Below are 20,075 nucleotides of genomic sequence, written 5' to 3' on the forward strand. Positions count from 1 at the left end.
GAACCGGAATTCACGTTGAAGTGCGCTGGCGCTTCCAGGCGGAGCGCCGGCGGCCAGCCACCGTGGGACGGCCCTCGCAGGGATGCCCGATGTCGCGGCGTTCGGGAGCGTCGGCCCGCTGCTTGCGGTTGATGTCGATCGGTTGAATCGATCTCACCGAAAAACTCCCGAAGGTCTTGGAAGTGAGCATGTTTCCAGGCGGCAGCCGGCAGCCGGCGGCCGGCCGGCGGCTATCGCGCGCTCACGCCACTCTGTCGTCTCGGGCAATACCCGCGGCGCCAATACCCGCGGCGCCAATACACGCGGCTCCAAGACCTGCGGCTCCAAGACCTGCGGCGCCAAGGCCTCCGGCGCCGCCAAATCAGGCCGCGCAAGGCTTCCTGATCAAGACGGCATCCAGCAGCACCGTCGCGGGGGGAGATGTCGGGCGCCGCCGTTCAGGCAGGCCGCAGCAGCACGTGTTTCTTCTTGCCGAAGGAGAGCTTGATCACACCCTCCGGCGTAAGGTCGCGAGGGGTCAGCACCTGCTTGTCGTCGGTGACGACGACGTCGTTCACCTTGAGCCCGCCGCTCTTGACCTGCCGGCGCGCCTCGCCATTGGAGGCAACCAGCCCGGCCTTCTCGGCGAAGGCCGCAAGCACACCGATGCCCGCTTCCAGTTCGACCGAACCCACCTCGACGCTCGGCAGGTCCGCGGCGAGGCCGCCTTCCTCGAAGGTCTTGCGGGCCGTTTCGGCGGCCGCCTCGGCGGCGGCGCGGCCGTGCAGCATGGCGGTGATCTCGGTGGCGAGGATCTTCTTGACCTCGTTGATCTCGGAGCCGGCCAGCGTCGACAGCCGCGCGATCTCGTCCATCGGCAGCGTGGTGTAGAGCTTGAGGAAGCGCGAGACGTCGGCATCCTCGGTGTTGCGCCAGTACTGCCAGAACTCGTAGGCGCCCAGCATGTCGGCGTTCAGCCACACCGCGCCGTTCAGCGACTTGCCCATCTTGGCGCCCGAGGCCGTGGTGAGCAGCGGCGAAGTCAGCGCGTAGAGCTGGGGAGTGCCCATGCGGTGGCCGAGATCGATGCCGTTGACGATGTTGCCCCACTGGTCGGAGCCGCCCATCTGCAAACGCACGCCGTAGCGCTTGTTCAGCTCGACGAAGTCGTACGCCTGCAGGATCATGTAGTTGAATTCGAGGAAGGACAGCGACTGCTCGCGATCCAGCCGGGTCTTCACGCTGTCGAAGGACAGCATGCGGTTGACCGAGAAATGGCGGCCGACATCCCTCAGGAATTCGAGGTAGTTGAGATCGCGCAGCCAGTCGGCATTGTTGATCATCCGCGCGTCGCGCGGGCCCTCGCCATAGGCGAGGTAGTTCGCAAACACCTTTTTGATCGAGGCGATGTTGGCTTCGATGGTGTCGACCGTCATCAGCTGGCGGGCGTCATCCTTGAAGGAGGGATCGCCCACCATGCCGGTGCCGCCGCCCATCAGCGAGACCGGGCGATGACCGGTCGCCTGCATCCAGTGCAGCATCATGATCTGGATCAGGCCGCCCGCATGCAGGCTGGGCGCGGTGGGATCGAAGCCGATATAGGCCGTCACCGTCTCCGTCGCGAACAGCTTGTCGAGGCCTTCCTCATCGGAAATCTGATGAATGAAGCCGCGCTCGTCGAGGGTGCGGAGGAAATCGGATCGGAACGTGCTCATCTCGGGCCTGCCGGCATCAACGCCATGTTAGGAACGGCGAATTAGATCATGATCGGGCGAACCGATCGGCCCCGGTGGGAGCCTTCGGGTCCGCGGTCATGTATCAGTTTCGTGTGGCGAAAGCACCCCGGGATGCGCGCATAGCGCCCGCGAGGCCCGGCGCCAGTTCGGGAGACGCATGTGATGGCGAAGACCCTTCTGACGATGAAGGCCCTGAAGGCGATCGGCCTGATGAGCGGCACCTCGCTCGACGGCGTCGACGTGGCGCTGATCGAGACCGATGGCAAGACGGTTGCCGCCTTTGGGCCCGGTCGCACCTATCCCTATGACGCGGCCGACCGCGCACTGCTCGCCCGCGCGCTGGAAGATGCCCGCGGGCTGGCCGACCGCGCGGCCCGCCCGGGCGTGCTGGGGCAAGCCGAGCAGCGGCTCACCGCGCGCCATGAGGCGGCGCTGGCGGCCTTCTTCCAGGAATTCCCCGAGCATCGCGATGTCGCCGTGGTCGGCTTCCACGGCCAGACCGTGCTGCACCGGCCGGAGGAGCGCCTCACCGTGCAGATCGGCGACGGGCCGGCGCTGGCGCAGGGCCTCCGCACGCTGACCGGTCCGCCGGGGCCGACGCTGGTCCATGACCTGCGCGCGGCCGATGTCGCGGCGGGCGGGCAGGGGGCGCCACTCGTGCCGGTTTATCATCAGGCGCTCGTGCGCGGCCTGCCGCAGGCCGGGCCGGTGCTGGTGCTCAATCTCGGCGGGGTGGCGAACATCACCTATCTCGACGGAGACGCCGATCCGATTGCCTGCGACACTGGCCCGGCCAATGCGCTCATCGACGATTTCATGAGCGCGCGCACCGGCGCACCGATCGACCGCAATGGCGCCGCCGCCGCCGCCGGGCGGGTCGACGAGGCGGCGATCGCGCGGCTGATGGATCATCCCTTTTTCGCCGTTCCGCCCCCCAAGTCTCTGGATCGAAACGCTTTTCGCGAATGGGTCGCCGCGCGGGCCGGGCTGGACGGTCTGAGCACGGAAGACGGCGCGGCGACGCTTGCCGCGCTCACGGCCGCCACCGTGGCCGCCGTACTGCCGCATCTGCCGCGCCGCCCGGCGCTCGCGATTGCGGCCGGTGGCGGGGCGCATAATCCCACGCTCCTCGCCATGCTGGCCGCGCGCCTCGGCATGCCCGTGTACACCGCCGAGGAGGTCGGCTGGTCGAGTGATACGCTGGAAGCACAGGCCTTCGCTTTTCTCGCCATGCGGGCGCTGCGCGGGCTGCCGATCAGCTTTCCGACCACCACCGGCGTGCCCCGGCCGCTGACGGGCGGCGTTGTCACACGGCCAAGCGGTGCCCAGTAACCGCTACCGATAGGAAAGCTGAAGGCGACTTTCAATTTATCTGAAATTCGGACCGGATTGTCGCAGTATTCCTGAAATGCATTGGTGCAATGCAGAAGCGAATGATGCGTCGCAGCAATTGTTGGCTATCTTGAGGGCTCCCGGAAGTCCGGCTCGCCAGGCAGGCAGCTTCCTATCAAAACGCCTGGACAGAACTTTGGAGCAGTCGACATGCGCAGCCTCATTCGAGACCTTCTGCCCCTCGCCGTCGCGGGCGGGCTCGTTGCCGTCGCCGTCATCGCCCCGGTCCGTGCCGCCGACAAGGCCGCGGGCCTGCGCCCGGCCACCGCGCAGAGCATCCAGCTCGGCTACGTGAAGGGCACGGCCTATTACACCCCGGAACGTGACGGCTATCACGTCATCGCCACGCTCAGCGTCGCCGATGGCGCACCGGTCCGTGTTGCCGCGACCTTGCAGCCGGAGCAGGCGGTCAGTTTCTCCGTGCCCGGTCCCATCGATGGTGAGACCCGCGCGGTCGAGATCGTGCGCCGTGGCGACGTGGTCACCGTCAACGAGCCCTCGCGGCTCGTGCTGAACTGACGCGACGCCTTCCTCCCAGCAAAAAGGCCCGGCGTGTTGAGCGCCGGGCCTTTTTTCATGCAGAGGACAGGTTTATCCCGCAACGCGCGGATGGCTCAGGCGGCGGTGATCTTCTTCGCGGTGCCCGGCAGGCGCTTGTCGAGATAGGTGCCGACCACTTCCATCAGGTCTTCGGTCTTGCCGTCGAAGAAATGGTTGGCCTCCGGCACGGTCTGCTGCTCGATGACGATACCCTTCTGCGTCTTCAGCTTCTCGACGAGTCCGGTGACGGCGGAGAAGGGCACGACGGCATCCTTGTCGCCATGCACGAACAGGCCCGAGGACGGGCAGGGCGCGAGGAACGAGAAGTCGTACAGATTCGCCGGCGCGGCAATGGAGATGAAGCCTTCCACCTCCGGGCGGCGCATCAGCAGCTGCATGCCGATCCAGGCACCGAAGGAGAAGCCGGCGATCCAGCAGGCGCGCGCATCCGGGTTGATCGACTGCGCCCAGTCGAGCGCCGCGGCGGCATCGGCCAGTTCGCCCTGGCCATGGTCGAACGACCCCTGGCTGCGGCCCACGCCGCGAAAGTTGAAACGCAGCGTGGAGAAGCCGCGATTCACGAACTGGTAGTACATGTTATAGACCACCGGATTGTTCATCGTGCCGCCGAACTGGGGGTGCGGATGCAGGATGATGGCGATCGGCGCGTGGCGCGTCTTGGCCGGCTGGTAGCGGCCTTCAAGCCGCCCCTTCTCGCCGGTGAAAATGACTTCAGGCATGAAGTTCGAGACCTTGGATTGGCGCGCCCGGTGTGCTCTCCGTCGCGAACGCGGCCGGGCGGCAGTGCCTTGGCGCGGCGTTCGCAGAGCGGCAGTCTACCGCAGGCGCCTTGACGAGACGGGATGCGAACCCTAACTTATTAGAATAATTCTAATATTCTACGTCGGGTTGCAGTGGTTGCGCCCACAACCTGCGGATCCGGCGCCTTTGTCAGAGATGACGGAAGCCAAGCTATGCAGGAGGCCGCCTTATTTTGCAAGCAAATCGAGCAAGAGACAGGCGGAACGGGCATTGGTTGACTATATAGATCGCGAACGCCGGAATTCGAGCCCGCAGACGCAACAATGAATGAACGCATCTATCTCGACCACAATGCCACCGCGCCGGTGCGTCCGGAAGCGCGCAGCGCGCTGCTGGAGGCATTGGACACCACCGGCAATGGCTCGTCCGTGCATGGCGAGGGGCGGGCGGCCCGTGCCGTGATGGATCTGGCGCGCGCCCGGGTGGCGGCGCTGGTCGAGGGCGATCCGGCCGGCGTGGTCTTCACCTCGGGCGGGACGGAGGCGAATGCGTCGGCGCTGACGCCCGATTACCGGCGGGGCGAGGAGCCGCTCGCGCTCGATGTCCTGATCACCAGCGCGGTGGAGCATGCTGCGGTGCTGCGAGGCCATCGCTTCCCCGCCGAGCGGGTCGAGGTGCTGCCCGTGGATGCGCGCGGCCGCCTGCGGCTGGAGGCGCTCGACGCGGCGCTCGCCCGGCACGCGGAAGCCGGCCACCGGGCGCTGGTCTCGCTCATGCTCGCCAATAACGAGACGGGCGTGATCCAGCCAGTGGCCGAGGCGGCACAGCGCGCCCACGCCCACGGGGCGCTGATGCATACCGATGCCGTGCAGGCGGCGGGCCGCATGCCGGCCTCGATGGCGGCACTCGGCGTCGACCTCATGTCGATCTCCGCGCACAAGATCGGCGGCGCCCCCGGGGCGGGCGCCCTCGTCATCGCCGATCCGGACCTGCGGCCCGCCCCGCTGCTGCCCGGCGGCGGGCAGGAGAGGGGGCGGCGCGGCGGCACCGAGAACGTGCCGGCCATTGCCGCGTTCGGCGCGGCGGCGGTGAGCGCGCGGGCCAGTTTGGAATCAGAACAAATACGTATCGCTGCCTTGCGCGCGAGGCTTGAAAGCGCTCTAAGGTGCGAATTTCCGGAGCTTGTCCTGCTCGTCGGGGATGTCGATCGCCTGCCCAACACGTCCTGCCTGTCGCTCCCGGGCGTGCCGGCCGAGACCATGGTCATCGCGCTCGATCTCGCGGGCCTGGCGGTGAGCGCCGGCTCGGCCTGTTCGTCGGGCAAGGTGGCCGCCTCGCATGTGCTCGCGGCGATGGGCGTGCCGGAGCGCATCGCGCGGTCGGCCTTTCGCCTGTCCTTCGGCTGGTCGAGCGGCGAAGACGATGCCCACCGGGCACTCGGCGCGTTCCGCCGGGTGATGCCGGGCCTTTTGCGTCGCCGCGCGGCGTAAGGCCAAGAGCCGCGTGAGCGGCGCAACGAAACAGCCCATGCCGCCTGCTTGGCATGGGGCAAAGGCCGGTCGATCGTGCAGACGATGGATCGGAGCGGGGAGCGGCCCATGCCGCTCGCGCATGTGACGTGTTGACCTGACCCGCGGGCCTTGAACCCGCGCGGGAGAGGAGATGAGACGATGCCGGCCGTACAAGAGACAGTGGACCAGGTCCGCTCCATCGATGTCGATCAGTACAAGTACGGTTTCTTCACGGATATCGAATCCGAGAAGGCGCCGAAGGGCCTCAGCGAAGACACGGTCCGCTTCATTTCGGCCAAGAAGGACGAGCCGGAATGGATGCTGGAATGGCGGCTCGAGGCCTTCCGCCGCTGGCAGACCATGCGCGAGCCGGATTGGGCGCGGGTGAGCTACCCGCCGATCAACTATCAGGACCTCTATTACTATTCCGCGCCGAAGCGGCCGAGTCAGCTGTCGATCGACGACATCGACCCGGAGATCCTCGCCACCTATGAGAAGCTCGGCATCCCGCTGCGCGAGCGCGATGCGCTGCTCGGCATCGCCAGCGGCGGCACCAAGGTCGCGGTCGACGCGGTGTTCGACAGCGTCTCGGTGGCCACCACCTTCAAGGAAGAGCTGTCAAAGGCCGGCGTCATCTTTATGCCGATCTCGGAAGCGATCCGCGAACACCCCGAGCTGGTGAAGAAATATCTCGGCTCCGTGGTGCCGGTGACGGACAACTATTTCGCCACGCTGAACTCCGCCGTGTTCTCGGACGGCTCCTTCGTCTATGTGCCGAAGGGTGTGCGCTGCCCGATGGAGCTCTCCACCTATTTCCGCATCAACGAGCGCAATACCGGCCAGTTCGAGCGCACGCTGATCATCGCGGATGAAGGCGCCTATGTGAGCTATCTCGAAGGCTGCACCGCGCCGCAGCGCGACGAGAACCAGCTGCACGCGGCGGTGGTCGAACTGGTGGCGCTGGCCGATGCCGAGATCAAGTACTCGACGGTGCAGAACTGGTATCCCGGCGACAAGGACGGCAAGGGCGGCATCTTCAACTTCGTCACCAAGCGCGGCGACTGCCGTGGCGACCGCTCCAAGATCTCGTGGACCCAGGTCGAGACCGGCTCGGCCATCACCTGGAAATACCCGAGCTGCATCCTGCGCGGCGACAATTCGCAGGGCGAGTTCTACTCGATCGCCATCTCGAACGGGCGCCAGCAGGTCGATAGCGGCACCAAGATGATCCATCTGGGCAAGAACACGTCCAGCCGCATCATCTCCAAGGGCATCGCGGCGGGCCGCTCGGACAATACTTATCGCGGTCTCGTCTCGGCGCACCGCAAGGCAACCGGCGCGCGCAACTTCACCAATTGCGACAGCCTGCTGATCGGCGACAAATGCGGGGCGCATACCGTGCCCTATATCGAATCGAAGAATTCGAGCGCCCAGTTCGAGCACGAGGCCACCACCTCGAAGATCTCCGACGACCAGCTGTTCTACTGCCGCCAGCGCGGCCTCGACCCCGAGGAGGCGACGGCACTGATCGTGAACGGCTTCGTCAAGGACGTGCTGCAGCAGCTGCCCATGGAGTTCGCCGTCGAGGCGCAGAAGCTGATCTCGGTGAGCCTCGAAGGCTCGGTGGGCTGACGCCCCTTGCAATCGTCATCCCGGACGCGGCAAGGCCGCGCGCCGGGATCGTCTCCCAGATTTCAGCGCGCCCCTTTCGGGACGTCGCGCTCCAGACACGGAATTGATGACATGGCCCTGCTCGACATCGACAACCTCCACGCGCGCATCGGCGGCGACCACGGCAAGGAGATCCTCAAGGGTCTCTCGCTCACCGTGAATCCCGGCGAGGTGCATGCCATCATGGGGCCGAACGGCTCCGGCAAGTCGACGCTGTCCTATATCCTCGCCGGCAAGGACGATTACGAGGTCACCGACGGCGCGGTGACGTTCGATGGCGAGAACCTGCTCGACATGGAAATCGACGAGCGCGCCGCCAAGGGCGTGTTCCTCGCCTTCCAGTATCCGATCGAGGTGCCCGGCGTCGCCACCATGACCTTCCTGCGCGCGGCGCTGAATGCCCAGCGCAAGAAGCGCGGCGAGGCCGAGGTCTCCACGCCCGACTTCCTGCGCCTCGTGAAGGAGCGCGCCGGCCATCTCGGCATCAACCAGGACATGCTGCGGCGCGGCGTCAATGTCGGCTTCTCCGGCGGCGAGAAGAAGCGCGCCGAAATCCTGCAGATGGCCATCCTGCAGCCCAAGCTGTGCATCCTCGACGAGACCGATTCCGGCCTCGATATCGACGCGCTCAAGGTCGTGTCCGAAGGCGTGAACGCGCTGCGCTCGCCCGACCGGGCGATGATCGTCATCACCCATTACCAGCGCCTCCTGAATCACATCGTGCCGGACTTTGTGCACGTGATGAACAAGGGCCGCATCGTGCGCTCGGGCGGCAAGGAGCTGGCGCTGGAACTCGAAGCCAATGGCTATGCCGAGTACCAGCAGGACGCGGCGTGAGGAAGCTGAGATGAACGCCGAGATCCGTCCGATCCGCACCCCGGCCGAGCAGGGCCTGTCGGGCGAGCTGAAAGCTCTGTCCCGCGCCGGCGGCCCACGCATCGCGGCGCTGCGCGAGGCGGCCGCGCAGGCCTTCCATGACAACGGCCTTCCCCACCGCCGGGTGGAGGAGTGGAAGTACACCGATCTGCGCACGCTGATGCGCGAGGCGCTGCCGCTCGCCACCCCGGCCCCGGTGGCGCAGGTGGAAGCGCACCAGAGCCTGCTGCTCGACACCGGCCTGCGCCGTATCGTCGTCGCCAATGGCGTGGTGGTGCCCGAACTGTCCGATCTCGCCGATCTGGAGCCTGGGCTGTCCATCCTCCCCCTCGCGCAGGCGCTGGCGGGCGGCAGCGAGGCGCTGGCCCGGCTCGGCGCGCTGCAGCCCGGCCGCTACGATGCGGCGCTGGCACTCAACACCGCGCTCGCCACCGATGGCGTGGTGATCGAGATAGCCGAGGGCGCGCAGATCGCGCGGCCGGTGCATGTCGCGCATGTGGTCTCCGGCCAGCGGCCGGCGGCCAGCTTCGCGCGCAGCCTCGTCGTGGTCGGCGCCGGCGCGCATTTCACCTATGCCGAGAGCTTCGAGGGGCCGGCCGGCCTTGCCTACCAGGTGAACAGCGCCACCGAGTTCGTGGTGGGCGATGAGGCGCATCTCGACGTGGTGCGCCTGCAGGAGGACAGCGCTAGCGCCCTCCACCTCTCGACCCTGCTGTTCGAGATCGGCCGCGCGGCCAAGGTGCATGCCTTCAGCTTCGGCATCGGCGCCGGCGTGGCGCGCACCACGCTCTATGCGAGCCTCGAGGGCGAGGACAGCCAGGTCGGCTTCAACGGCGCCTTCCTGCTCAAGGGCCGCCAGCACGCCGACGCGACGCTCTTCCTCGACCATCAGGTGCCGGGCTGCGAGAGCCGGGAACTGTTCAAGACCGTGCTCGACGACAGCGCCCGTGGCGTGTTCCAGGGCAAGATCGTCGTCCGGCAGGCGGCGCAGAAGACCGACGGGCGGATGATGAGCCGCGCGCTGGTGCTCGGCGACGATGCGGAAATGGACAACAAGCCGGAACTGGAGATCTTCGCCGACGATGTGCAGTGCGGCCACGGCGCCACCTGCGGCGCGATCGACGACGATCTGCTCTTCTATCTGCGTGCCCGCGGCATTCCGCTGAAGGATGCGCAGAGCCTGCTCGTGCAGGCCTTTGTCGGCGAGGCGATCGAGACGGTCGAGCATGAGGGCCTGCGCGAAGCGCTGGTCGAGCGCGCCGAAGCCTGGCTCGCGGCGCGGGGCTGAGGCGCGCGCCGCCGGCCATCGCTGTCGTCATCCCGCGATCCCGGCTGGCGCAGTGCGCGCCGGGATGACGAGACGAGACTTCCCTCTCCCCATGGGGAGAGGTGGCCCGCGAAGCGGGTCGGTGAGGGGGCGCGCGATCGCGTAGCGATCAAGACCCTCACCCCAGCCCTCTCCCCGCCGGGGAGAGGGAGCTGCGTGCGGTCGTCAGAAAGGTCGAGCCATGACCAACAGTCCCCCTGTTCTCCACCCCGCCGTCACCGACGGCACCTACGACGTCGCCCGCGTGCGGCAGGATTTCCCCATCCTGTCCAAACAGGTCTACGGCAAGCCTCTGGTCTATCTCGACAATGCCGCCTCGGCGCAGAAGCCGGTGCAGGTGCTGGACCGCATGCGCTTCGCCTATGAGAACGAGTATTCCAACGTCCATCGCGGCCTGCACTACCTCGCCAATGCGATGACCGAGGCCTATGAGCAGGCGCGCGAGCGCTGCCGCGCCTTCCTGAATGCCCCGACGCTGGAAGAGGTGATCTTCACCCGCTCGGTGACTGGCGCGATCAATCTCGTGGCGTCCTCGCTCGGCCAGTCGATCGGCGAGGGTGACGAGATCATCCTCTCCATCATGGAACACCACTCCAACATCGTGCCGTGGAACTATCTGCGCGAGCGCAAGGGCGCGGTGATCAAGTGGGCGCCGGTGCTGGAAGACGGTGCCTTCGACCTTGAGGCGTTCAAGGACCTGCTCACCGAGCGGACGAAGATCGTCGCCATCACCCATATGTCGAACGTGCTCGGCACGGTGACGCCGATCAAGGAAATCGCCCGTCTGGCCCATGAGGCCGGCGCGGTCGTGGTGGTGGACGGGGCGCAGGCGGCCGTGCACATGCCGGTCGACGTTCAGGACCTCGACGTCGATTTCTACGGCGTCACCGGCCACAAGCTCTATGGGCCGACCGGCATCGGCGTGCTCTATGGCAAGCGGGCGCTGCTGGAAAAGATGCCCCCTTATGAAGGCGGCGGCGAGATGATCCGCACCGTCACCGAGGTCGGCGTCACCTATGGCGAGCCGCCGCACCGCTTCGAGGCCGGCACGCCGCCCATCGTCCAGGCCATCGGCCTCGGCGAGGCGCTGGTCTATATGGAGAGCCTCGGGCGCGCGCGCATCGCCGCGCACGAGGCCGCGCTCGGCGCCTATGCGCGGGAGCGGCTTTCCGCCATCAACTCGGTGCAGATCTATGGCGATGCGCCGGGCAAGGGCGCCATCTTCGCCTTCGACGTGAAGGGTGCCCATCCCCATGACATCGCCACCGTCATCGACCGCGCCGGCGTCGCCGTGCGCGCGGGTACCCATTGCGCGATGCCGCTGCTGGGGCGATATGGTGTGACAGCGACGTGCCGGGCGTCGTTTGCGCTCTACAACACGCATGAGGAAGTCGACGCCCTCGCCGACGCCCTCATCAAGGCTCAGGATCTGTTCGCATGAGCGAAACCCCGACGTCCGTTGAACCGAATGTGCCCGCGATCGATTCCAGCATTCCCCAGGAAGAGCTGGACCGGCTGACCGACGAGATCGTCGCCGCGCTCAAGACCGTCTACGACCCGGAAATCCCGGTCGACATCTATGAACTCGGCCTCATCTACAAGGTCGACATCGCCGACGACCGGCAGGTCGCCGTCGAGATGACGCTGACCACGCCGAACTGCCCCTCCGCCGCCGAGCTTCCCGGCATGGTGGAAGGCGCGGTGGCGAGCGTCGGCGGTGTGTCGGGCGTGGCGGTCAACCTCACCTTCGATCCGCCATGGGATCAGGGCCGCATGTCGGAAGAAGCCCGGCTCGCGCTCAATCTCTGGTGAGCGCCATGGCGCAGCCCTCCGGCGCGAACGCCCCGCCGCCGATCGCCGGCGTGCTGGAGACCGGGCTCTATGTCGACGACGTGCCGCGCGCCCGCTCGTTCTACGAGGGCGTGCTCGGCCTCAGTCCCATGGTCGCCGATGAGCGCTTCTGCGCCTATAATGCCGGGCCGGCGAGCGTTCTGCTGCTGTTCCGGCGCGGCGCGACGCTGGAGCCGCTGACCCTGCCGGGCGGTGTGATCCCTGCGCATGATGGCCATGGTCCGCTGCATTTCGCGCTGGCGATACCCGTCGACAGCCTCGATCCATGGATCGTCCATCTGGCAGTGAAGGGGATCGGTATCGAGGGTCGGGTCGATTGGAAGGGGGGCGGCACCAGCCTCTACCTGCGCGACCCGGACGGCCATCTCGTGGAACTCGCGACGCCGGGACTGTGGGCGAATTATTGAGCGCACCGTCAGCCCCGCGAAAGGCAGCTGCCAGTTGCGCGCGCGACGATCTTGTGCCGGCGCCTCGACTGCCCCATCTTAAGATGACCGATCCGCCGGCCTTGAACCGGCGTCGATGTGGAGAGACGACATGACCGAGCCGACCCCCCGTCCTGCCCGCCCTCGTCCCGCCGTCATGAGCCTGACGGATGCCGCCGCCGAGCGCGTGCGTTCCATCATCGCCCGCTCCGACAAGCCCGTCGCGGGCCTGCGCGTCGGCGTGAAGAATGGCGGTTGCGCCGGCATGGAATACACGGTCGAATTCGCCGAGGAAGCCGGGCGCTTCGACGAGGTGGTCGAGGACAAGGGCGTGAAGGTGCTGATCGACCCCAAGGCGATTCTCTATCTGCTCGGCACGCAGATGGACTTCAAGACCGACAAGTTCTCGGCCCAGTTCGTGTTCAACAATCCCAACCAGACCTCGGCCTGCGGCTGTGGCGAATCCGTCGCCATCACCCCGGTGCGCTCGGAAATCGCCGACGCGCACGCCTGAATGGGCGCGCACCCATGGATGAGGCGGCGATCGGCGATGTCTTCGCCGCCTTCCGGCCGGTGCGCTGCAGGGCGATGTTCGGCGGCCTTGGTCTTTACGCCGAGGGCGTGATGTTCGGTCTGGTCGCCGATGATCGCATCTATCTCAAGACCGACCCGGCCTTTGCCGCCGAACTCGCGCAGCACGGCGCCGAGCCCTTCGTCTACGAGGCGCGGGGGCGGCAGGTGAGGATGGCTTATTGGTCGCTGCCGGATGCCGCGCTGGATGACGCCGAGGCGGCGGCGGAACTTGCCGCCCGTGCGCTACGCTTGGCGCTCGCCGCCAAGGCGATGAAGCCGCCGCGGCGTCCCCGCGGTTGAACCTTGCCCGGTTCCCATCGTTTCCATGGGTATCCCATGGAGTGACGCTGCATGAATCTCGACGCTTTCGGCACCACCGGCGAACTCGGCAAGCTCGGCAACCTGTTCATTCTCTACGGCCTGAACGTGCTCTATGCGCTGGGCCTCCTGCTCCTCGGCTGGTACGCCGCTTCCTTCGTGGAGCGGCTCGTGCTGCGGGCCTTCGGCGCGGCGCACCGGGTCGATCCCACGGTGGGCGTGTTTCTCGCCTCGATCGCGCGCTATGGCGTGCTGGTGTTTGTCGGCGTGGCCGTGCTGCAGCGCTTCGGCATTCAGACCACCAGCATCATCGCCGTGCTGGGCGCCACCTCCCTCGCGGTCGGCCTCGCCTTGCAGGGCACGCTGTCCAACGTCGCGGCCGGGGTGATGCTGCTGCTGTTCCGCCCGTTCAAGCTCGGCGACCAGGTCGAGATCGGCGGCATGGCCGGCACGGTGAAGGGGCTGACCCTGTTCACCACCGAACTCGCCTACGGCGACAATGTGCAGGTGCTGATGCCGAACGGAAAGGTGTGGGGCGCACCGATCGTCAACAGGTCGGTCTATGGCACGCGCAGCTTCGCGTTCACGCTGGAACTGAAGCCGGACGCCGATATCGAAGCCGTGCTGGCCGAGGGGCTGGGTTTCCTCAAGGCGGATTCCCGCGTGCAGCCCGAGCCGGGCCCGGGGGCGGCCATCTCGAAGATGGCGCTGGACCGTGTGGAGATCGCCTTTTCCGGCTGGGCGGCGGCGGGGGAGGCCGGCGCGGTGCGCGGGGATCTCATCCGCCATCTGCGCGGCCTGCTGAAGAACGCGATGCTGGCCACGTCCTCCTTGCCGCCGCGCGAGGCGAACGCCTGAGGGCGTTCGCACGGCAAGGTGAGAAGGTCGGCGGGCGATCGGCCCGCCTTGATCCTCCCCTGACGGGCGATCAGCCCGCCTTTATCTTCACCGGACGCAGAAGGAAGGCCGGCAGGTGCGAGGTATCGGCCGGCTCGTCCGCCGGATGGCGATCCTGGCGGTGATGCGTCAGCGGCGTCACCGGCGCGCGGGACGGCGCGCGCTTGGGTTCGGAACCCGCCGCCGGCTTGGCGGCGCGGGGCGCGGGTGCGGGTGCCGACACCGGCGCGTCGGCCACCGGAGCCACCGAAGCCTTGGCGGCGCGACGGGCCGGCTTGCGGGCCGGGGCGGGGGCTAGATCCTCGGCGATGGCCGCGCTTGCCACCTCGGCGGGGGCATCGACAGCCGTCTCGTCGGCGGCCTTCTCCACCCGGCGACGAGCCGGACGGGCACCACGGCGCTCTTCGCTCGCGCGCTCCTCGCGGGCACGTTCGCCACCGCGCTCGCCACGACCGCCGCCACCGCGGCTACGCTCGCTGCCACGGCGTTCGCTGCCGCCCTCGCGGCGCGGCGCGCGCGGCTCGACCGGCGGCAGGGTCTCCAGCGAGGAGCCTTCCATCCAGTCGATCGAGCGGCCGATCAGCTTTTCGATCGCCGCCACCGACTTGGTCTCGGCCGGCGTGACGATGGTGAACGCGGCACCGGCGCGACCGGCCCGGCCGGTGCGGCCGATGCGGTGCACATAGTCTTCCGCGTGGTGCGGCGTGTCATAGTTGAACACGTGGCTCACGGCGGGAATGTCGAGCCCGCGCGCGGCGACGTCGGAAGCCACCAGCAGGGTCGCCTCGCCGGTGCGGAACTGGTCGAGCGCCTGCATGCGCGAGCGCTGGTCCATGTCGCCGTGCAGCGCCACCGCCTTGTAGCCGTGGCGCAGCAGCGACTTGTGCACGATGGCGACGTCGCTCTTGCGGTTGCAGAAGATGATGCCGTTCTGCAGCGCCTCGGCGTTGTCGATCAGCCGCCGCAGGGTTTCGCGCTTGGCGAAATCCTCCTTGGAGGAGGCGACCAGCAGCTGGGTGATGGTCGAGGCGGTGGAGGAGGGGCGCGAGGCCTCGATCTGCACCGGATTGGACAGGAACTGCGAGACGAGGCGCTGGATCTCCGGCGGCATGGTGGCCGAGAAGAACAGGGTCTGCCGGGTGAAGGGCACCAGCTTGCAGACGCGCTCGATGTCCGGGATGAAGCCCATGTCGAGCATGCGGTCGGCCTCGTCGATGACGAGAATCTCGATGCCCGACAGCAGCAGGCGCCCGCGCTCGACATGATCGAGCAGGCGGCCCGGCGTGGCGATCAGCACGTCCACGCCGCGAACCAGCTTGGCATCCTGGTCGCCGAACGAGACGCCGCCGATGAGCAGCGCGACATTGAGCTTGTGGTTCTTGCCGTAGCGGATGAAATTCTCTTCCACCTGCGCGGCAAGTTCGCGCGTGGGTTCGAGAATCAGCGTGCGCGGCATGCGCGCGCGGGCGCGGCCCTGCTCCAGCAGGGTGAGCATCGGCAAGGTGAAGGCAGCCGTCTTGCCCGTGCCGGTCTGCGCGAGACCAAGGACGTCGCGGTGCGCCAGCACATGCGGAATGGCCTGCGCCTGGATCGGCGTAGGCTCGGTGTATCCAGTGTCGGCAACGGCCGAGAGCACCTTGTCGCTCAGGCCCAGTTCGTTAAAAAGCATCTGGGGTCAATTCTGCGGCTGCGCACCGCTCACCGGAGCCCCGAGCCGTAACCGGGGATGGCTGCATCGTCGTCGCGCGGAACGCATCAGTCGGGTATGGTCAGACGACGCGTTGCACCATACGGATAAAGCCCGGAAAGTCAACGAACTTTGCCGATGTCAAGGGTTTGTACGGGCATTTTTGCCCAGGAACGTCCGTTCGGGGTCTGGAGACGTCATGAGCCGTGCCTTCGTCAAGGAAGATAGCGGTGCCGAAGCGCTGCCCGAACGCCCGGTCAACAGCGAGCGCAATCTCGTCACCCGGCGGGGTCTGGCGCTCATCGAGCAGGAGAGCGCGCGCCAGCGCGAGGCGCTGTCGGCGGCCGGGGCGGCGGGAGAGCGCGACCGCGTGGCGGCGGCCTCGCGCGAGCTGCGCTACTGGAGCGCGCGCCGCGCCAATGCCGAGCCGGTCGATCCGCCGGCCAGCGGCGAGGCGATCACCTTCGGCATGGCGGTCACCATCGAGGACGAGGAGGGCCGTCGCCGCACCTACCGCATCGTCGGCGAGGACGAGGCGGACCCGCGCGAAGGGCGCATCGCCTGGATTTCCCCGGTGGCCCGCGCGCTGATGGGCAAATGGGTGGGCGACGAGATCCGCCTGCCGGCCGGCACCGCCGAGATTATCGCGGTCGATCCCCTGCCGGAGCCGTTCTAGTCGCGCCGGATGCTGGACCGCGGCGGCGGAGTGGCTATCCTGTACTCCCGAGCCCAAAAGTCAGCGTGTCCGTGTTCCGTTTCATTCATACGAGCGACCTTCATCTCGGCAAGCGCTTCGGCAACCTGCCCGAGGAACTGCGCGGGCGGCTGCGCGAGGCGCGCCATGGCGTGATCGGCCGTCTGGCGGCCGAGGCGCGGGCAAGCGGGGCGAGCGTGGTGCTGCTGGCCGGCGACACGTTCGACACCGAGACGCCCTCGCCGGAAATTCGCCGCCAGGCGCTGGCCGAAATGGGCCATCACGCGCCGCTGACCTTCGTGCTGCTGCCCGGCAATCATGATTCGCTGCAGGCCACGTCGCTGTGGAGCGCGCTGCGCGAGGGCGCCCCGGCCAATGTGATCCTCGCCACCGAGCCCGCGCCGCTGACGCTGGCGCCGGGCGTGAGCCTGCTGCCCGCGCCCTGCACGACCCGCCGCCCCGGCCGCGATCTCACCGAATGGATGACCGGAGCGCCGACGCCGGAGGGCGCGATCCGGCTGGGCCTCGCCCATGGCGCCATCCGCGATTTCTCCGAGGAGGGCAACGCGACCGAGGTGCTCGCCCCCGACCGCGCCGCCCGTGCCGGCCTCGATTATCTCGCGCTCGGCGACTGGCATGGCGCCATCGCGGTGGATGCGCGCACCCGCTATAGCGGGACGCCCGAGCCGGACCGCTTCAAGCATGGCCGGCCGGGAGAGGCGCTGCTTGTCCATGTCGCCGCCGCCGGCGCGCTGCCGGAGGTGACGCCGTTCCCCACCGGCTCGTTTGACTGGCGGATTGTGCCGCTGCATCTGCTGCCTGGGGATGACGGCCCCGCGCAACTGGCGGGGCTGCTGCCGGCCGGCCCGCAGCGGCGCCAGAGCCTGCTGCGGATCGCCGCCACCGGCCGGGCGAGCCTTGCCGGCCGAACCGCGCTGGCCGCCGCCATCGCGCACGCCGCGCCGGAATTCGCCCTGCTCGACTTTGAGGATGGCGACCTCGCCACCGAGTGCGAGGCGACCGATCTCGACCTGATCGACCGCGCCGGCGCCCTGCGCGAGGCGGCCGAGACGCTGAGCGCCGCCAGCCTCGATCTGTCGACATCGGCGGGTGATCGGGACATCGCCCGCGCCGCGCTGGTGCGGCTGTTCTCCTATTGCCAGAAGATCGCCTCATGAAGCTCGCGGCGCTGCGGCTCTACAACGTCAAGCGCTTCGCGCGGCAGGGCGTCGCCATCGAGGACATCGGCGATGGCGTCAACGTGCTGTGCGCCGCCAATGAATATGGCAAGTCGACCAGCTTCGAGGCGTTGCACGCGCTGTTCTTCCTGCCGCACACCAGCGTTGCCAAGGACGTGCAGCGGCTCAAGCCCTATAGCGGCGGCAACCCGATCGTGCAGGCGGAGATCGAGGTGGCGGAAGGACGGTTCCGCCTCACCAAGCAGTTCATCGGCGGCAAGCGCGCGCAGGTCGAGCGGCTCGACGGCTTCGGCGGCGCGCAACTGGTCGCCCAGGCCGACGAGGCCGAGAGCTTCATCGCCGGCCTGATCCGCGGCGGCAGCGCCGGTCCGGCAGGGCTTTTATGGGTGCGCCAGGGCATTACCGGCCTCGAGGAGCGCAAGAAGAGCGAGGAGGAGGAGGAGCGCCGCGTGCGCGAGAGCCTGCTCGCCTCGGTGCAGGGCGAGGTCGAGGCGATCACCGGTGGACGGCGCATGTCGCAGATCATGGCGGCCTGCGAGGAGGAACTGGGCCGGCTCGTCACCGCCACATTGCGCCCCAGGAGCGGCGGTCCCTACGCCGCCGCCGTCGAGGAGGAAGCGCGCCTCGCCGAAGAGGAGCGACGCCTCTCCGCCGAGGTGCGGGCGCTGCGCGAGGCGCTGGACCGCCGCGCGGGGGCGCTGAAACGCCTCACCGAACTCGGCAATGCCGAGGAGAAGGCCGCCCGCCGCGCCGCCGTGGAGCAGGCGGAGGCGGCTTTCGAGGCGGCCAAGGCGCATGCGCAGAAGCTGAAGGCGGCCGAAGCGGAAGCCGCGCTCGCCCGCGACCGTCGCGACGCGGCGGTGCGCGAGGTTTCCGCCTTCCGCGAGGCGCTGGAGCAGGCGGAGCGGTTGGGGAGCGAGCTGGCGGCCGCCAATGCCGCGCGCGAGGAGGCGAGGGCCCGACGCGGCGCGGCTTTGCTCGCGATCGAGCAGGCCCAGGCCGCGGTTGCGGCGGCGGAGAGCGAGGAGCAGGCGACCCGCGAGTTGCTGGTGCGGCTGGATGCGGCGCTGCGTGCTCGGCAGGCAGCGGAAGAGCGGACCGCGCTCGACGCGCGTCTCCAGCAAGCGGAGGTGCTGCGCGCCCGGCAGGAGCAGAGCGAGGCGGCGCTCGCGCCTCTTTCCATTGCCGATGCGGCGGTCGACGAGTTGCAGCAACTCGATATCGAGATCGCCCGGCTGCGCGCGGCCGAGGAGGCAGCCCTGCCCACGCTGCACATGGCCTATGCGGGAGAACCGGCCGCGCCGCTGGTGCTCGACGGAGCACCGCTCAATGAGGGCGAGGAGCATCCCATCCGCGACCTGTCGCGCCTCGATATCCCGGGCATCGGCACGCTGACCCTGTGCTCGCACCGCCCGGAGGGCGCCGACCGGGCCCGCCGCGCGGCCGAGCGCAAGCGCGCCGATCTGCTGGCAACGCTCGGGGTGGCGGATCTTCCCGCGGCGCGCGCCCGGCAGGCGGCGGCACGTGCGAAAAGCACCGAGCTGGACGGGCTGCGGCTGGAACTGCGCCATCTGGCGCCCGAGGGGCTGGCGCGGCTGCGCGAGGAAGTGGCGCGGCGCGCGGCGCTTGCGCCGGAGTTGCTGGAGCTGAAGGCCGATCCCGAGGAGACGCGGCTGAAGCTGGCGCAAGCCGGCTTGCGCGTCGACGCGGCGCGCAACGGCGTGCGCGAGGCGCAGCCGCAGCAGGGGCGGGCCAATGACGCCTTCGTCGCCACGGAAGCGGCGGTGGCGCGGCTCGGCGGCGAACTCGCCCGGCTCGACGCGTTTCTCGGTGACGCGGCAGAGCGCCCCGCCCGCGCGCAGCTTTTGGCGCAGGGCCGCGAGGAGCGCGAGGCGCTGTTCGCACGGCACGAGGCGCAGGCCACGGCGCTGCGCCAGGCCGCGCCCCATCTTCCCTCCGCCGAGGCGGCGTTGCGCCGCGCGAAATCGGCCGAGGACGCGGCGACGCAGGAGGAGGGCCGGCTCGGCCGCGAACTCGCCGAGCTGAACGGGCAGATCCGCACCCGCGCCGACGACGCCGTGGAAGAGGCGTGGCGCGAGACGGGCGAGGCGCTGGAAGCCGCGCGCGGCCGCGCCCGGGCTTTTGCCGCCGAGGTGGCGGCGCTCGAGCGGCTGCGCGCGACCCTGCAAGCCTCGCGCTCGGCGGCGCGCGACCTCTACCTCAAGCCGGTGCTGACCGAGTTGCGGCCGCTGCTCGGCCTGCTGTTCGAGGATATTTCCATCGTGTTCGACGAGAAGACCCTGCTGCCGCAGACCATCCGCCGCAATGGGCAGGACGAGGAGATCGACCGGCTGAGCGGGGGCATGCGCGAGCAGCTCTCGGTGCTCACGCGCCTCGCCTTCGCCCGGTTGCTGGCGCGCGATGGCCGGCCGGCGCCGGTCATCCTCGACGATGCGCTGGTCTATTCCGACGATGACCGCATCGAGCGCATGTTCAACGCCCTGCACCTGCAGGCGCGTGACCAGCAGATCCTGGTCTTCTCCTGCCGCCAGCGCGCGTTCTCCCGGCTCGGGGGCAATGTGCTCGCCATGACGCCGTGGCAGCCGGAGGCCGCCTGAACGGCGCCTGAGGCCGCGA

General features: G+C 68.5%; 19 protein-coding genes. 15 read left to right on the forward strand and 4 right to left on the reverse strand.

Annotation, left to right across the window (positions count from 1 at the left end; all coding sequences use genetic code 11):
- Positions 1–10: 10 nt before the first annotated feature.
- Entirely contained in the window at positions 11–157 is a 147-nt protein-coding gene (locus tag FHS55_RS04595) for a hypothetical protein (protein WP_183188441.1), read from the reverse strand.
- Positions 158–437: 280 nt separating this feature from the next.
- Positions 438–1,694 carry a tyrosine--tRNA ligase gene (gene tyrS / locus FHS55_RS04600; RefSeq protein WP_183188442.1) on the reverse strand — a complete coding sequence of 419 codons (1,257 nt, stop codon included), beginning with the start codon at positions 1,692–1,694 and terminating at the stop codon, positions 438–440.
- A gap of 183 nt (positions 1,695–1,877) precedes the next feature.
- Here tyrS and FHS55_RS04605 point away from each other — a divergent pair, with 183 nt between their 5' ends.
- Positions 1,878–3,047 (forward strand): anhydro-N-acetylmuramic acid kinase, encoded by a 1,170-nt coding sequence (locus tag FHS55_RS04605; protein ID WP_246339812.1) that lies wholly within the window; start codon positions 1,878–1,880, stop codon positions 3,045–3,047.
- 210 nt (positions 3,048–3,257) lie between these two features.
- Positions 3,258–3,626, forward strand: coding sequence for a hypothetical protein (locus FHS55_RS04610; protein ID WP_183188443.1), 369 nt, complete (start codon positions 3,258–3,260; stop codon positions 3,624–3,626).
- Between the two features lie 95 nt (positions 3,627–3,721).
- Here FHS55_RS04610 and FHS55_RS04615 read toward each other — a convergent pair whose 3' ends face one another.
- Positions 3,722–4,387 (reverse strand): alpha/beta hydrolase, encoded by a 666-nt coding sequence (locus tag FHS55_RS04615; protein WP_183188444.1) that lies wholly within the window; start codon positions 4,385–4,387, stop codon positions 3,722–3,724.
- 345 nt (positions 4,388–4,732) lie between these two features.
- Between FHS55_RS04615 and FHS55_RS04620 the strand changes: the two genes are divergently transcribed.
- From FHS55_RS04620 to FHS55_RS04665, 10 genes are all read left to right on the forward strand, one after another.
- A complete protein-coding gene (locus FHS55_RS04620) occupies positions 4,733–5,899 on the forward strand; it encodes a cysteine desulfurase family protein (RefSeq protein ID WP_183188445.1) in 1,167 nt (388 codons plus the stop codon).
- Positions 5,900–6,079: 180 nt separating this feature from the next.
- Complete coding sequence (sufB, locus tag FHS55_RS04625; protein ID WP_183188446.1) at positions 6,080–7,552, forward strand: Fe-S cluster assembly protein SufB; 1,473 nt, start codon at positions 6,080–6,082, stop codon at positions 7,550–7,552.
- A 111-nt stretch (positions 7,553–7,663) separates the two neighbouring features.
- On the forward strand, positions 7,664–8,428 hold the full coding sequence (sufC, locus tag FHS55_RS04630; RefSeq protein ID WP_183188447.1) for a Fe-S cluster assembly ATPase SufC: 765 nt from the start codon (positions 7,664–7,666) through the stop codon (positions 8,426–8,428).
- Positions 8,429–8,438: 10 nt separating this feature from the next.
- Entirely contained in the window at positions 8,439–9,755 is a 1,317-nt protein-coding gene (gene sufD / locus FHS55_RS04635) for a Fe-S cluster assembly protein SufD (RefSeq protein ID WP_183188448.1), read from the forward strand.
- A 220-nt stretch (positions 9,756–9,975) separates the two neighbouring features.
- Positions 9,976–11,235 (forward strand): cysteine desulfurase, encoded by a 1,260-nt coding sequence (locus FHS55_RS04640; RefSeq protein ID WP_183188449.1) that lies wholly within the window; start codon positions 9,976–9,978, stop codon positions 11,233–11,235.
- On the forward strand, positions 11,232–11,606 hold the full coding sequence (locus tag FHS55_RS04645) for an SUF system Fe-S cluster assembly protein (RefSeq protein ID WP_183188450.1): 375 nt from the start codon (positions 11,232–11,234) through the stop codon (positions 11,604–11,606). Before FHS55_RS04640 ends, FHS55_RS04645 begins: the two co-directional genes overlap by 4 nt.
- 5 nt (positions 11,607–11,611) lie before the next feature.
- Positions 11,612–12,052, forward strand: a complete 441-nt coding sequence (locus FHS55_RS04650) for a VOC family protein (protein ID WP_183188451.1) — start codon at positions 11,612–11,614, stop codon at positions 12,050–12,052.
- A 130-nt stretch (positions 12,053–12,182) separates the two neighbouring features.
- Positions 12,183–12,584 carry a Fe-S cluster assembly scaffold SufA gene (gene sufA, locus FHS55_RS04655; RefSeq protein WP_246339813.1) on the forward strand — a complete coding sequence of 134 codons (402 nt, stop codon included), beginning with the start codon at positions 12,183–12,185 and terminating at the stop codon, positions 12,582–12,584.
- Between the two features lie 14 nt (positions 12,585–12,598).
- Positions 12,599–12,943: a TfoX/Sxy family protein gene (locus FHS55_RS04660; protein WP_183188452.1), complete on the forward strand. Its 345-nt coding sequence runs from the start codon at positions 12,599–12,601 to the stop codon at positions 12,941–12,943.
- Positions 12,944–12,994: 51 nt separating this feature from the next.
- Positions 12,995–13,819 carry a mechanosensitive ion channel family protein gene (locus tag FHS55_RS04665; protein WP_183188453.1) on the forward strand — a complete coding sequence of 275 codons (825 nt, stop codon included), beginning with the start codon at positions 12,995–12,997 and terminating at the stop codon, positions 13,817–13,819.
- A 70-nt stretch (positions 13,820–13,889) separates the two neighbouring features.
- Here FHS55_RS04665 and FHS55_RS04670 read toward each other — a convergent pair whose 3' ends face one another.
- Complete coding sequence (locus FHS55_RS04670; protein WP_183188454.1) at positions 13,890–15,527, reverse strand: DEAD/DEAH box helicase; 1,638 nt, start codon at positions 15,525–15,527, stop codon at positions 13,890–13,892.
- A 217-nt stretch (positions 15,528–15,744) separates the two neighbouring features.
- Here FHS55_RS04670 and greA point away from each other — a divergent pair, with 217 nt between their 5' ends.
- The 3 genes from greA (at position 15,745) to FHS55_RS04685 (ending at position 20,056) form a co-directional block, all read left to right on the forward strand.
- A complete protein-coding gene (gene greA / locus FHS55_RS04675) occupies positions 15,745–16,221 on the forward strand; it encodes a transcription elongation factor GreA (RefSeq protein ID WP_183188455.1) in 477 nt (158 codons plus the stop codon).
- A 71-nt stretch (positions 16,222–16,292) separates the two neighbouring features.
- Positions 16,293–17,417 (forward strand): metallophosphoesterase, encoded by a 1,125-nt coding sequence (locus FHS55_RS04680; protein ID WP_183188456.1) that lies wholly within the window; start codon positions 16,293–16,295, stop codon positions 17,415–17,417.
- Positions 17,414–20,056 (forward strand): AAA family ATPase, encoded by a 2,643-nt coding sequence (locus FHS55_RS04685; RefSeq protein ID WP_183188457.1) that lies wholly within the window; start codon positions 17,414–17,416, stop codon positions 20,054–20,056. The genes FHS55_RS04680 and FHS55_RS04685 overlap by 4 nt, the downstream gene beginning before the upstream one ends.
- Positions 20,057–20,075: the final 19 nt, after the last annotated feature.

Origin of the sequence: Ancylobacter tetraedralis (assembly GCF_014195655.1) — a bacterium.
GTDB classification, from domain to species: Bacteria; Pseudomonadota; Alphaproteobacteria; order Rhizobiales; family Xanthobacteraceae; genus Ancylobacter; species Ancylobacter tetraedralis.

What these genes read in the sequence shown, in the direction of transcription:
- tyrS (WP_183188442.1), bottom strand. Translation starts at nt 1,694, where the DNA reads ATGAGCACGTTCCGATCCGATTTCCTCCGCACCCTCGACGAGCGCGGC.
- FHS55_RS04605 (WP_246339812.1), top strand. Translation starts at nt 1,878, where the DNA reads ATGGCGAAGACCCTTCTGACGATGAAGGCCCTGAAGGCGATCGGCCTG.
- FHS55_RS04610 (WP_183188443.1), top strand. Translation starts at nt 3,258, where the DNA reads ATGCGCAGCCTCATTCGAGACCTTCTGCCCCTCGCCGTCGCGGGCGGG.
- FHS55_RS04615 (WP_183188444.1), bottom strand. Translation starts at nt 4,387, where the DNA reads ATGCCTGAAGTCATTTTCACCGGCGAGAAGGGGCGGCTTGAAGGCCGC.
- FHS55_RS04620 (WP_183188445.1), top strand. Translation starts at nt 4,733, where the DNA reads ATGAATGAACGCATCTATCTCGACCACAATGCCACCGCGCCGGTGCGT.
- sufB (WP_183188446.1), top strand. Translation starts at nt 6,080, where the DNA reads ATGCCGGCCGTACAAGAGACAGTGGACCAGGTCCGCTCCATCGATGTC.
- sufC (WP_183188447.1), top strand. Translation starts at nt 7,664, where the DNA reads ATGGCCCTGCTCGACATCGACAACCTCCACGCGCGCATCGGCGGCGAC.
- sufD (WP_183188448.1), top strand. Translation starts at nt 8,439, where the DNA reads ATGAACGCCGAGATCCGTCCGATCCGCACCCCGGCCGAGCAGGGCCTG.
- FHS55_RS04640 (WP_183188449.1), top strand. Translation starts at nt 9,976, where the DNA reads ATGACCAACAGTCCCCCTGTTCTCCACCCCGCCGTCACCGACGGCACC.
- FHS55_RS04645 (WP_183188450.1), top strand. Translation starts at nt 11,232, where the DNA reads ATGAGCGAAACCCCGACGTCCGTTGAACCGAATGTGCCCGCGATCGAT.
- FHS55_RS04650 (WP_183188451.1), top strand. Translation starts at nt 11,612, where the DNA reads ATGGCGCAGCCCTCCGGCGCGAACGCCCCGCCGCCGATCGCCGGCGTG.
- sufA (WP_246339813.1), top strand. Translation starts at nt 12,183, where the DNA reads ATGACCGAGCCGACCCCCCGTCCTGCCCGCCCTCGTCCCGCCGTCATG.
- FHS55_RS04660 (WP_183188452.1), top strand. Translation starts at nt 12,599, where the DNA reads ATGGATGAGGCGGCGATCGGCGATGTCTTCGCCGCCTTCCGGCCGGTG.
- FHS55_RS04665 (WP_183188453.1), top strand. Translation starts at nt 12,995, where the DNA reads ATGAATCTCGACGCTTTCGGCACCACCGGCGAACTCGGCAAGCTCGGC.
- FHS55_RS04670 (WP_183188454.1), bottom strand. Translation starts at nt 15,527, where the DNA reads ATGCTTTTTAACGAACTGGGCCTGAGCGACAAGGTGCTCTCGGCCGTT.
- greA (WP_183188455.1), top strand. Translation starts at nt 15,745, where the DNA reads ATGAGCCGTGCCTTCGTCAAGGAAGATAGCGGTGCCGAAGCGCTGCCC.
- FHS55_RS04685 (WP_183188457.1), top strand. Translation starts at nt 17,414, where the DNA reads ATGAAGCTCGCGGCGCTGCGGCTCTACAACGTCAAGCGCTTCGCGCGG.